The organism is Halopenitus salinus (genome assembly GCF_042662125.1).
Taxonomy (GTDB): domain Archaea; phylum Halobacteriota; class Halobacteria; order Halobacteriales; family Haloferacaceae; genus Halopenitus; species Halopenitus salinus.
The window spans coordinates 445,399-457,451 of the sequence record NZ_JBHSXL010000009.1 but is presented as its reverse complement, the minus strand read 5'-3'; the positions used below and the strand labels follow the sequence as shown (position 1 = coordinate 457,451).

General features: G+C 68.8%; 10 protein-coding genes. 7 read left to right on the top strand and 3 right to left on the bottom strand.

What is annotated here, in order from left to right; translation table 11 throughout:
- Nucleotides 1-19: 19 nt before the first annotated feature.
- Both ACFQE9_RS11775 and ACFQE9_RS11770 read left to right on the top strand, forming a co-directional pair.
- The gene (locus ACFQE9_RS11775) at nt 20-964 is read left to right on the top strand and encodes a UbiA family prenyltransferase (protein ID WP_379744678.1); all 945 of its coding nucleotides are present in this window, start codon (nt 20-22) and stop codon (nt 962-964) included.
- A 145-nt stretch (nt 965-1,109) separates the two neighbouring features.
- Nucleotides 1,110-2,810: a histidine kinase N-terminal 7TM domain-containing protein gene (locus ACFQE9_RS11770; RefSeq protein ID WP_379744675.1), complete on the top strand. Its 1,701-nt coding sequence runs from the start codon at nt 1,110-1,112 to the stop codon at nt 2,808-2,810.
- A 24-nt stretch (nt 2,811-2,834) separates the two neighbouring features.
- Here the strand turns inward: ACFQE9_RS11770 and thiD are convergent, their stop codons facing one another.
- Together thiD and ACFQE9_RS11760 are read right to left on the bottom strand one after the other, a co-directional pair.
- Nucleotides 2,835-3,671 (bottom strand): bifunctional hydroxymethylpyrimidine kinase/phosphomethylpyrimidine kinase, encoded by an 837-nt coding sequence (thiD, locus tag ACFQE9_RS11765; RefSeq protein ID WP_379744672.1) that lies wholly within the window; start codon nt 3,669-3,671, stop codon nt 2,835-2,837.
- Nucleotides 3,672-3,806: 135 nt separating this feature from the next.
- Entirely contained in the window at nt 3,807-4,472 is a 666-nt protein-coding gene (locus tag ACFQE9_RS11760) for a DsbA family oxidoreductase (RefSeq protein WP_379744669.1), read from the bottom strand.
- A 161-nt stretch (nt 4,473-4,633) separates the two neighbouring features.
- On the opposite strand from ACFQE9_RS11760, the gene ACFQE9_RS11755 reads away from it, so the two are divergent.
- The 3 genes from ACFQE9_RS11755 to ACFQE9_RS11745 all read left to right on the top strand — a co-directional run bounded on the left by ACFQE9_RS11755 (nt 4,634) and on the right by ACFQE9_RS11745 (nt 8,744).
- A complete protein-coding gene (locus ACFQE9_RS11755; protein WP_379744666.1) occupies nt 4,634-5,920 on the top strand; it encodes a hypothetical protein in 1,287 nt (428 codons plus the stop codon).
- Nucleotides 5,921-6,043: 123 nt separating this feature from the next.
- Nucleotides 6,044-7,864 (top strand): ABC transporter substrate-binding protein, encoded by a 1,821-nt coding sequence (locus ACFQE9_RS11750; RefSeq protein WP_379744663.1) that lies wholly within the window; start codon nt 6,044-6,046, stop codon nt 7,862-7,864.
- 4 nt (nt 7,865-7,868) lie between these two features.
- Nucleotides 7,869-8,744, top strand: coding sequence for a phosphatase PAP2 family protein (locus ACFQE9_RS11745; RefSeq protein WP_379744660.1), 876 nt, complete (start codon nt 7,869-7,871; stop codon nt 8,742-8,744).
- On the opposite strand, the gene ACFQE9_RS11740 is transcribed toward ACFQE9_RS11745, so the two are convergent.
- Nucleotides 8,741-10,318, bottom strand: coding sequence for a heme-binding protein (locus ACFQE9_RS11740; RefSeq protein ID WP_379744657.1), 1,578 nt, complete (start codon nt 10,316-10,318; stop codon nt 8,741-8,743). The genes ACFQE9_RS11745 and ACFQE9_RS11740 overlap by 4 nt on opposite strands.
- Before the next feature lie 152 nt (nt 10,319-10,470).
- Here ACFQE9_RS11740 and engB point away from each other — a divergent pair, with 152 nt between their 5' ends.
- Together engB and ACFQE9_RS11730 are read left to right on the top strand one after the other, a co-directional pair.
- Nucleotides 10,471-11,097 (top strand): GTP-binding protein EngB, encoded by a 627-nt coding sequence (gene engB, locus ACFQE9_RS11735; protein ID WP_379744654.1) that lies wholly within the window; start codon nt 10,471-10,473, stop codon nt 11,095-11,097.
- Between the two features lie 37 nt (nt 11,098-11,134).
- A complete protein-coding gene (locus tag ACFQE9_RS11730) occupies nt 11,135-12,052 on the top strand; it encodes an alpha/beta fold hydrolase (protein ID WP_379744651.1) in 918 nt (305 codons plus the stop codon).
- Nucleotide 12,053 lies beyond the last annotated feature (1 nt).

The window sequence follows — 12,053 nt, the reverse complement described above, 5'->3', positions numbered from 1 at the left end:
GACGCCGACCGTCGACACCATGTCGAACGAGACGACACCCCTGTCCGCACGCGCGGACGACGACGTTTCGTGGTACAGCGGGTTCGCCGGGTCGCTTTCGACCCGCGGCGAACGAATCAAGGACACCCTCGTTTACACCTCCGGCTATCTCGTGGTCATCGCGATGGTCGAGGTCGCGACCGCGATGATCGCGTTGTCGCTGCCGGCGAGCCCTGCGCCGATCGTGGTCGGGCTCGTCGCCTTCGCGGTCTACGGCGGCGACCGGATCACCGACGCCGAAAGCGACGCGATCTCGAGTCCGGGACAGAGCGCGTTCGTCAAACGTCACGAGACCGCGCTCTCGGTCCTGTCGGCGACGGCCTACGGCCTCGCGATCGCGCTCTCGGTGCTCGGCGGTCCCGACGCGCTCGCGATCACCCTCATGCCCGGTGCCTTCTGGATCCTGTATGCGACCGACTGGTTGCCGGCGGTCGGGACTCACGTCAAGCGGCTCAAGGACGTCCTCGTGGTCAACTCCACCATCGTCGCGCTGGCGTGGGCGATCGCGGTGGTCCTGCTCCCGATGGCGTTCGTCGACGCGCCCCTCACGCCGGCCGTCGCCGTCGTGTTCGTCTACTTCCTCGTGGACACCTTCGTCAACACGGAGATCCCGAACGTCGCGGACAGGAAGGGCGACGCCGCGATCGGCGTCTCGACGCTGCCCGTCGTCTTCGGCGTCGACGGAACGCGTCGGATCCTCTACGGCATCGACGTCGCGCTGATCGGCTTCCTCCTCTGGGCGTTCTACCACGGTCTGTTGGCGTTCGAGCTCGCCGCCGCGATGGTCGTCGGGCTCGGATACGCGCTCGTGCTGGCGGCGTTCGTCGGGCGGACGCGGCGTCACCGCCGCCTCTCAATCGCCGGCGAGGCGAAACACCTCCTCGTGTTCGCGGTCATCCTCGGCCTCTCGGCCGGCGGACTCTGAGGGACTGCGAGGCGGTTCGAACGAATTTTTTCGTCGTACCTCGCTCGGATCGCTCGAGGCGGACGTTCGTCGACCGAAACGGGCGGCGATTCGATCGGAACGGGCGGACGTTTGATATGGGATGGGTTATTGATGTAGGGTAGCGGTGACAACGTTCCATCCGATCGTCTCCGTGTTGCTCGATCCGATCGGGATCGTTCCCGCGCTTTTCGCCTCGATCGTGATCGGCGCCGCGGCGGCGATACTCGCCTGGCGGCAGCGTCCGGAACCGGGAGCCGCGCCGCTCGTCGCCATGCTCGCCGGCCAGTGTTGGTGGTCCGTCTGTATCCTCTTCAAGCTCCAGGCGGCCACCACGGCCGAAAAGACGCTCTGGATGCAGATCGGCTGGATCGGCGTCGTTTCGATCCCCGTCGCCTGGGTGCTTTTCGCGCTCGAGTATACCGGCCGCGATCGGTATCTGCGCCCCCGGTACGTGCTCGGCCTGTGTCTCGTTCCGGCGATCACCGTGGTGCTCGCGTTGACGATCGGCCACCACGACCTCATGTACGTCCGCCCCCTCGGCGCCGGACCGAACGGCGTGATGCAGTTCGAACAGGGCGGGGCGTGGTACTGGGTGATCGCCGGATACACCTACCTCCTCGGCATGGTCGGCGCGGTGCCGCTCATCCGACTGCTCGCGAGCGACGCGGGCGCCTTCCGGGGCCAAAGCGCCGCCCTCCTCGTCGGGCTCGTGGTTCCGTGGCTGACGAACGGACTGTTCCTCGCCGGCATGCTCCCGACGTCGGGACTCGATCCGACGCCGGTCGCCTTCTCCGTGTCCGGGTTCCTGTACCTGAACGCGATCACGCGGTTCCGGCTGCTCGGGACGAGCCCGGCGCCGAACCGCCGCGCACGGGAGATCCTCTTCGACCGGATGCAGGAGGGCGCCGTCGTCGTCGACCGCAACGACTACGTCGTCGACCTGAACCAGGGCTGTATCCGGATGCTCGGGGTCGACCCCCGAGAGGTCCTCGGCGAGCCCGCCTCGGAGATCGTTCCCGGATACGATCGCCTCCCGACGGAGGGCATGCTCGACGGGCACCTCACCGTGGGCGATGCGGGCGGCGGACACCCCTACGACGTCGCCGTGACGGAGATCCACGACGTCAGGGACCGGACGATCGGCCGCGTCATTACCTTTCACGACGTCGGAAAGCACCTGCGTCAACAACAGCGGCTCGAGGTCCTCAACCGGCTGTTGCGCCACAACATCCGGACGGAGACGAACGTCATCTACGGCTACGCCGATCGGTTCGAGGACGGCGAGGGCGCGGAGATGGTCAAACAGCGCGCGCTCCGGATCGAGGAGATCGCCCGCAAGGGACGCGAGGCCATCGAGCTCTTCGAGACGAAGAACGGGTCGGGCGACTCGCGTTCGCTCTCGACGCTGCTCGAGCGGACCGTCGCGGACGTTCGCGAGGCGTACCCCGACGTGACGGTCGCCTTCGATCCCCCGGGTGAGGACGAGCCCGTCGACGGCATGGTCGAGCCCGTCTTCGCGAACGCGATCGAGAACGCGGCCGAACACAACGATCACGAGTCGCCGAGCGTGTGGGTCGACGCCGAGCGAGCCGACCGCCACGCGGTCGTTCGGATCGCCGACGACGGTCCCGGGATCGACGACTACGAGCTGGACGTCCTCGATCGCGGGACCGAAACGGCGCTCCACCACGGCAGCGGGATGGGGCTGTGGATCATCAAGTGGGGCATGGAGATGGTCGGCGGGGCCGTCCGGTTCGACGATCGGGACCCGGTCGGGACCGTCGTGACCCTCGAGATCCCGCTCGACTCCCGGTCGGGCGAGTGAGGACCGGCCGTTCGCCGGGGCGTCTCACCGGTCGAGACGCGTCGGGTTCACGGCGCCGGGGCCCTCGCCGACGTCGTAGCCGTGTCTGACCGCCCCCGTCATCTCCCGGGTCGCGGCCTCGACCGCCGGTCGAAGCGTCTCCCCGCGCGCCAACCGGGCGGCGACGGCGCTCGAGAGCGTACAGCCGGAGCCGTGTGTCGCGTCCGTCTCGACCCGCGGTGACTCGATCCGGATCGGGTCGGGCTCGTCGGCGATCGCGAGCGTGTCCACGATGCGGTCGCCGCCGAGGTGGCCGCCCTTTACGAGCGCCGCGTCCGCGCCCGCCGCGACGAGATCGCGTGCAGCGTCCGCGGCCGACTCCACGTCGTCGACGTCGCGGTCGGTCAACACTGCGGCCTCGTCGGCGTTCGGCGTGACCAGGGTGGCCTCCGCGATCAGCCCCTCGTAGGCCTCCTCGGCGCTCTCCGAGAGCAGGCGGTCGCCCGTGGCCGCGACCATCACCGGATCGACGACGACCGGCCCCTCGTACTCGCGTGCGCGCTCCGTGACCGCCTCGACGATCCCCGCGGTCGCGAGCATCCCCGTCTTGACCGCGGCGACGTCGAAGTCCTCGAGGACCGCCTCGCACTGCCGTTCGAGGTGTTCGACGTCCACCGGCGCGACGTCGCTCACGCCGCGGGTGTTCTGGGCGGTCGTGGCGGTGATCGCGGACGTCCCGAAGACGCCGTGGACGGTCATCGTCTTGAGGTCGGCCTGGATCCCCGCCCCGCCGCCGCTGTCGCTTCCGGCGATCGCGAGCGCGACCGGCGGCTCGATCGGATCGTAGTCGCGCGGATCGTCGTCGGAGTCCCTCTCGGTCATGTCCGAGGATATTCAGTCGTGGTATTAGGGATTAGTGGTCCTCGAAGGGAGTAGTGGTCGCCAGCAGGGATTGTTGGTCGCCGGAACGATCGTGGCACCGACGCGGCGTCTCGGCCGGCCGTGGCCCGCCCCAATCTACCGATCGGCCGCGGCGGCGCCGTTTCCGGCTCCCGCGCTCCCGTTCTCGCCCTCGATCAGCCGCTCGAGGTGTTCCGGCGGGACCGCGCCGCGGGCGGCGTGGTCGCCGTAGACCCATGTCGGAACGCCGGACACGCCGACCTCGCGGGCCGCCGTGAACGCCTCGCGCAGGCGGTCTTCCCATTCGTCGTCGGTGGTCGCCCCGCGGACAGCTTCCGCGTCGAGCCCGACGTCGGCGGCGACGTCCGCTATCACGTCGCGGTCGCCGACGTCGCGCCCCTCTTTCCAGAGCGCGTCGAGAAGCGCCTCGTCGAACGCGCGCCACGTCCCGGGCGCGGTCTCGCGGACGTACAGGGAGGCCTGTTGGGTCGAAAACGAGTCGACGTCGCGCCGAAGCGCCTGTGCCATCTCCGCGTCGTACCGGTCCTGCAGCTTCCGGACGTTCGCCTCGGCCTGCTCGTAGTACTCCTCGTCCTTTCCGGTTTCCACGTCCGTCCGGATCTCGCCATCCGGACCGCGCTCGTGCCCGCGGAGGTCGAAGGGTCGCCACTCCAGTTCGACGGGCGATCCACGCTCCGCCTCGTAGCGCTCCAGCGCCACGCGGCCGAGGTAACAGAACGGACAGACGTAATCCGAATACACGACGAGCGGCTGATCGGTCATGGTTCCACTTGGCGTCGACGGGCCAAAAGCCCGGCGAGGAGACGTTGGAACGGGGAGCGGATCGAACCGGGGTCGACGCGAACCGGGACGCGATGCGAACCGTGGATCGGATCCTCCGACGTCGGCGGACGACTTTTGGTCCGTCGTCCCCAGGTTCGGTCATGAAACGGTCGGTCGTCGCGCTCGCCGTTCTTCTCGGCGTGGTCGCGATCGGGCTCGCGGCCTCCGGCGCGTTCACCGAGACGACGGACGGACCCGGAACGGGTCCGATCGAGGGGCCGCCCGGCGACCGGCCGGTTTCCGAAAGCGAGCTACTCAGCGTCGACGGCGAGTACGAGCTGTGGCCCTACACCAGCCGGACGGAATCCGCGACGGGGCGGACCCTCGCGATCAACGTCGTCTTCGAGAACGACCCCGAGTCGGTCGTCGCGGCGCTCCGGGACGAGTCGGATTCACAGTGGGAGGAGCCGTCGGAGTCCGGAACGACCGAATCGGAGCCGAACGCGACGACCGAGGGAGTGAACGCGAGCGAGATCAACGCGAGCGACGTCGACGCCGAACTCGTCGAGGAGGTCGTCACCACGGACTGGCAGCGCGCGCACGGGTCGACGCGGTACGTCTACTTCGAGGACGAGACCGGCGAGGGCGTCTGGACCGACGAGACCGCCCAGCTCCACGCCGGGACGTATCTCGGAACCCGGTATCACGTCCGCGCGTACGGCTCTCCCGACGGCAGCTACACCGCCGTACAGGCACACGGCGAGTACTACGACTGGTTCCGCCTCCGCCACACCGTCACGGACGTCTCGGAGTCGGCGAGAACCGTCGAGGACGACTTCATCGCCTCCGACGCCGAGGTTCGCCGCGAGTACCGCGGGATAGAGGGAGGACGAAGCGACGGCTGGCTGTCCGTGATCCGGCTGGCGGCGTTGCTTCCGGTTGCCGCCGTTCTTCGCCCGGCGACGCGACGATCGCTGCGTCGCGCCCTCTCGCGGGTGCGGACGGACGCGGCTCGCCACCGCGACGCGGCGACGCTCGGCGTCGGACTTGCTGCCGTCTATCTCGGCGTTCGTGCCGCCGGCGTCGCTCTGGAGACTGCCTATCCGGTCCTCCCGCCCAAGCTCATCGCCGCGCCGTTGTACCTCGTGATCGCCGCCGGGCTGCCGCTTTTGAGCTGGCACGTCGGCTCGCGCTGTGACCCGGTGGCCGCCTTCCTCGGCGCCGCGGTCGGGCTCGGCGGCGGCTTCCTCGTGGATCTGGCCTCCCTCGGCGTGGCTGCCCCCCCGGATCTCATCGCCCACCGGCTTGCAGTGCTCGCCGCCATCGGAATCATCGCGGCCGGCCGGGCGAGCGACGGCGATTCGCCGTTCGTCGAGAACGGGGTCGCGATCGTCGGGGTGGCCGCGTGGATCATCGTGCTCGCGTTGCCGCTCGCGGGCGTCGTGTGACCGGGCCACCTCGCGAACCGCATCCCCGTCGACGCCGGAGCCGGATCCGTCCTCGGAATGCCGGCACGGAGCGGGGCTGACCGCAGGACTGTTATACGGCCCGTCCCGAAATCGATCGGAAGAATGCGCGACGCCGTGACTCGCCGACGCATGCTCGCAGCAACGGCGGCGAGCGTCGGCGTTCCCGGGTGTCTGGGTCGCGCGAAGAACGTCGCCGGACGCGATCAGCCCAGCCAGGTCGTGATCCGGATCACGACGCGGCCGGCCGACAGCGATCCGCACGCGATCCGCATCGCGCGCCACCTGGCGGAGAACCTCGAGGCGGTCGGGATCGCCCCCCGCCTGCGAACGGTCGACCAGGCCGGGCTCTATCGTGAAGTCCTCCTCAACCACGACTTCGACGTCTACGTCGGTCGTTTCCCGCGAACCCGACCGTTCGATCCGGACGTGCTGTACCCGCTTTTACATTCGACCTTCGCCGCCGAGCCGGGGTGGCAAAACCCCTTCGGATTCACCGATCCGCACGTCGACGATCTCCTCGTCGAGCAACGACGCGTCTCCGGTGCGGATCGCGAGGAGGTCGTCGACGATCTGCAGGACGAACTCGTTCTCCACCACCCGTTCTCGGTGATCGCGTTTCCCGACACGCTTACCGCCGTCCACGACGGCACGTTTTCCGGGTGGAACCGGGAATGGGCGATGGATCCCCTCGGACTCCTGCAGCTTTCGGCCGGACGGGCCGTGACTCCCTCGGAGACCGATTCCGGCGACGGTGGCGCGGACGGGACCGCGGCCGACGACGGGCGAACGCTTCGGCTCGCGACCACGGACGCCCGTCCCACCACGAACCTGAACCCCATCGCCCCGGAGTATCGCGGACGCGGCACCTTCACCGGGATCGTTTACGACCCGCTGGTTCGACGCCACGGTGCCGACGTGCTCCCCTGGTTGGCCCACAACTGGACCCGGATCGACGACCGGACGGTCCGCGTCGAACTCCGGTCGACGTCCTGGCACGACGGGACGGCGGTCTCCGCGTCCGACGTGGCGTTCACCTACGCCTTCCTCGCGGATACCTCGATGGGGAACGCCGAGATGGCGATCCCCGCTCCGCGGTTTCGTGGGCGGTCGATGGTCGTCGAGGACACGGAGACGATCTCCGATCGGACGGTGGACATCACCTTCGCCGACGTGAATCCGGCCGTCCAGATTCGCTCGCTCACCGTTCCGATCCTTCCGGAGCACGTCTGGGACTCCCGGACCGACCTCGTCTCGCTTCCGGCGGGGATCGAACTCAACGAGCGGACGACCGACGCACAGGTCTGGGAGAACCCCCAGCCGATCGGGTCGGGACCGCTGCAGTTTCGCGAGCGGACGCCCGAAGAGCGGGTCGTCTTCGAGCGCAACGACGACCACCCGATCGTGACCCGGCCGGCGCAGTTTCCGGAACCGTTCCGGGGCAAGCCCGCCTTCGAGGCGCTCGAGCTCACGGTCGTTCCATCGGACATCGTCGGCGTCCAGCGGGTCGAGGAGGGACTCGCCGACGCGACGACCTCGAACCTCGGACCGGACGCCGTTCCCCGGATCGGCCGCGAGGCGAACGTGCGGCTCGTGAGCACCCCCTCGGCGGGGTTCTATCACGTCGGGTTCAACACCCGAAGCGAGCCGCTTTCGAACCCGAACCTCCGTGAGGTGATCGCTCGCCTCGTCGACGAGGAGTGGGTCGTTCGCTCGGCCTTCCAGGGCTACGCGCGTCCCGCGGCGTCGCCGCTCGCGCTCTCGGAGCGGTGGATAAACGAGGACCTGCGGTGGGACGACGGCGATCCGGCGACGCCGTTTTTCGGTTCCGACGGCGAGCTGGACGTCGAAGCGGCCACGGGGGCGATCAGGGAGATCGGATATCGATACGACGGCGAGGGGGATCTCCTCGTTCGCGAGGGGTAGTTCCGTGGCCGTCCTCCTCTCCGTCCTCGCGTACCTGTTCGCCGTCGTCGCCTCGACGTGTCTCGTCGCCTCCGTGGCGATCCTCGGCCGCGATGGACTCTATCGGCTTCGCGCGAACCTCCGACCGTACCTGTGGAACGCCAGACGCCAGATCGCGCTCCTCGTCGCCGTGCTCCTCACCAGCGCGGCCGGACGCGGCGGCCTCCAGGCCGTCTCCGAGGTGTACGGCTGGCGTGCCACCGGCACCATCTTCGCCATCGAGGGCGGCTTCGTCGCGTGGATCCAGGGAACGCTCCTCTCGCCCGTCGCCACCGTCTACTTCTCGTGGATCTACATCTACGCCTACGTCTTCCTGCTCGCGTTTCCGGTTCTCGCCTACGGCGCGCTCTCGAGTCCGCGAACGCTCAAGCGGCTGCTCGTGGCTTACGCCCTCAACTACGCGATCGGCCTCGTGGTCTACACCCTCGTCTTCGCGCACGGTCCTCGAAACGTCGGCATCGTCACGTCCCTCCTCTTCACGTTCAATCCGGGCTTTCAGGAGCTCGCGGCCCAGGTGAACGAGAACGCCAACGTCTTCCCATCGCTTCACACCTCGTTGTCGATGACCGTCGCGACCTTCGCGTACCTCACCCGCGAGGAGTATCCCGTCTGGACCGTCATGTCCGCGTGGATCGCCGGATCCGTGATGCTCGCGACGATGTATCTCGGCATCCACTGGCTCATCGACGTTCTCGGCGGCATCGTCCTCGCGCTCGGCTGCGTCGCCGCCTCGAACCGGATGGTCGATCGTCTCGAACCGGATCGTCGATCGCCTCGATCGGCCGATGACCGGTCGACCGGAGCGCCCTCACGCGAGGGCGAGGGAACGCGGCGCCGCTAGGCCAAAAAGACGTGTCGGGGTCGATCCGCGAGGACTTCCCGGCCGAACTGGACCGTCTCGTGGAACGCGTCCGAGCGGAAGAACTCCATCGCGTCGTCCTTCGAGCGCCACTGGCTGGCGATGAACGTGTCGTTTTCGTCCTCGTGGTTCACCATCAGATCGGTCTCGATGTGGCCGTCCATCTCCGAGAGGAGCCCGCCGACCTCGTCGAACTTCTCGAGGAACTCCTCGCGGTGTTCCGGCTGGATGGTGTAGAACATCCCCATCGTTCCGAACCCCGACTCCTCGCCGGCGCGCTCGACGATCTCCGGCAGCTCGGAGAGGAATCCGGCCGCGGTTTCGGCCGCCGAGGCCGTCTCCCAGATGGAGACGACCGCGCTCCGGTCGCCCTCGTTCGCCTCGTAGACGGCCGTCTTCACGTGCGTGCCGTAGTGGTCGAAGTTGCCCCGCAGGCCGTCGACCTCCTCGAAGAGCTCCCCGACGTCCGCCTCGCTGTAGAGGACGGTCGCGTAGACGTCCTCGCCGTGCGGCTTGCCGGCGTAGATGTCGAGGTCCTCAAGCTCCCCGCGGATCGCCTCCTCGTCGACGTTCCCGTCGCCGTCCGCGCTTCCGGTCGACGAGTCCGTCGTTCCGTGGTCGCCGCCGTGGTGGTCGTCCTCGCCACCGTGGTGATCGCCACCGTGATGGCCGTCCCCGCCACCGTGGTGATCGCCGTCGCCGTGCCCGTCGTCTCCGTGATGGTCGCCTCCGTGGTGGTCGCCGTCGCCGTGGTCGCGTCCGCCGCCGTACTCGTTCGTCGGGACCTTTGCACCCGAGAGGTACGCCCCCAGATCCGCCGGCGGGAACCGCCGGCCGACGTAGAAGTCGCCGAACTCGCCGTACCGCGAGGAGGCGGGATCGAAGCGCATCTCGTAGACGATGTCCTTGAGGTCCGTCGGGTCGGCGCCGAAGAGCGTGACGCCCCACTCGTGGTCGTCGAACCCGACCGACGAGGCGATCACCTGCTTGATCCGCCCGGCGTACTCGCGCCCGACGTCGCCGTGGCCGGCCATCAACTCCGCGCGCTCCTCGAAGGACAGGTCGTACCAGTTGTACTCCTCGCCGCGCCGCTTGCTCATGGGGTAAAACGAGACGTACTCGTCGTCGGGGATCTCCGGCTTCAGCTTCCCCTCGATGTAGCGGCGGAGCCCCTCGTCGACGTCCGCCTCGTTCCCCTCGAAGTAGTCGTCGGAGACGTATCCCGAGACCTCGGTGACGGAGACGTAGGAGGTCTCCTGCTCGGTGAAGTCGGCGAGGGCGACGTCCTCGTACCGCCGCTCGATCGCCGACAGGTCGTCGAGCTCCGGGCGAAAGTGGACGAAGAGCAGGTCGGCTTTGTGCCCGAGGATCGAAAAGACCGCGGAGTCGCCGGCCTCCGCGTCGGCGACGGACTCGCGGGCCGACAGGAACCGCGTCCCCTCGTCGATCGCTCGAGCGCGCTCGCGTTCGGGTGCCGCCCGCCAGGCGTCCCAGTCGACGGACCGGAAGTCGTGGAGGGCGAACCATCCTTCGTCGGTTTGTGGCGCCTCGACCATACCCGTCTTTCACACGCCGGGACTTAGGGGTTTGCGAGTCGTCCCGACGAGCGGGAATCCGACCGCAACCACGGCGATCCTCTCCGACCGTTCGGTCGGCGTCGGAGGGACGAACACGGGTCGTTTAAACGCTCGGACCGCCTACGCCGGGTATGTTCGAGAATCGGCCGAACCGCGACGCGGAGGTCGTCCTCGTCGGCCGATCAAACGTCGGGAAGTCGACGCTGATGCGCGAGTTGACCGGCCACGACGTCTCCACCGGCTCGAAGCCGGGCGTGACCCGCCAGCCCAACCACTTCGACTGGGCGGCCCAGGACTTCATGTTCACCGACCTGCCCGGCTTCGGGTTCATGTCGGGCGTCGAGGACGAGCGCCGCGAGCAGATACAGACGGAGATCGTCCGCTACCTCGAGGAGTACGCCGACCGGATCCTCGCGGGCGTGCTCGTCCTCGACGGGAAGAGCGCGGTCGAGATCATCGATCGCCACGCCGACCGCGGCGAGGTCCCCCACGACGTCGAGATGTTCCACTTCCTGCGGGAGGTCGGGATCGAACCGATCGTCGCCGTCAACAAGATGGACAAGGTCGACGACGCGGACGAGCGGCTGAACGAGATCTGCGACCGGCTCGGGCTCTACCCGCCCTGGCAGCAGTGGCGCGAGGAGACGGTCGCGCCGATCCGCGCGAAGCGCGGCTCGATCGAGCCCCTCCTCGAGTGTCTGCGAACCCGCTTTCGCGAGGAGAAACGCGACGACCTGCTCGGGTTCGTGACCTCCTGATCGGGGTCGCGAGCTGAATCCCCAAACACCCACGGAGATGTTTCCGGACGAGAGCCGCACGACGTTCGCTCGATCGGACGACCATCGACGGATCGCGTACGCCGAATACGGCGACCCGGACGGGATCCCCGTCGTCTTCTTCCACGGAACGCCCGGCTCCCGTCTCTCCGGGCGGCTCCTCCATCCGGCGGCCGCGGAACGCGGGGTTCGGGTGCTCGCCGTCGATCGGCCGGGATACGGCCGCTCTCCGCCGTGGGACGACCGATCGTTCCTGGACGCCGGGGCGTTCCTCGCGCCCGTCCTCGACGACGTCGGCGTTCGGGACGCCCACCTCGTCGCGTTCTCGGGCGGGAGTCCCCATGCGCTGGCCGCCGCGATCGCCGCTCCCGATCGGGTGGCCGGCGTCGACGTGATAGCCGGCGCGACCCCGCCGGCGGTGAGCGAGGAGACGCCCCGAACACAGCGGCTTCTGGGAACGCTCGCCGCGAGAACGCCGATCGCGCTCCGCGGGCTTCTTCGGGGACAGGCGTGGCTCGCGGCCCGTCTCGATCCCTCCGTCGTGGTCTCACAGTACACGGCGGACGGCGGAGCGGATGTGATCCCGGACGCGGTCGCGGAGGGGGTTCGGGCGGACTTCCTCGAGGCCTTCGCGCGATCCCGGCGCGGCGCCGTGGCGGAGTTCGCCATGCTCGCCGCCGACTGGGGGATTCCCGTCTCCGAGATCGGGACGGACGTCCGCCTTCGACACGGCGAGGCGGACACGAACGTCCCGATCGGTGACGTCCGCCGGTTCGTCTCCCGGATTCCGACGGCCAGCCTGCGCGTCCTCGAGGGCGACGACCACCTCGGATCGCTTCTCTCGAGCGCACCTGACGTGTTCGCGGACGTCGCCGCTCGCTCGTCTCGAGACCCCGACGCCGAGGATCACGATGGTTCCGACGCTCGCCGGCGGTGAA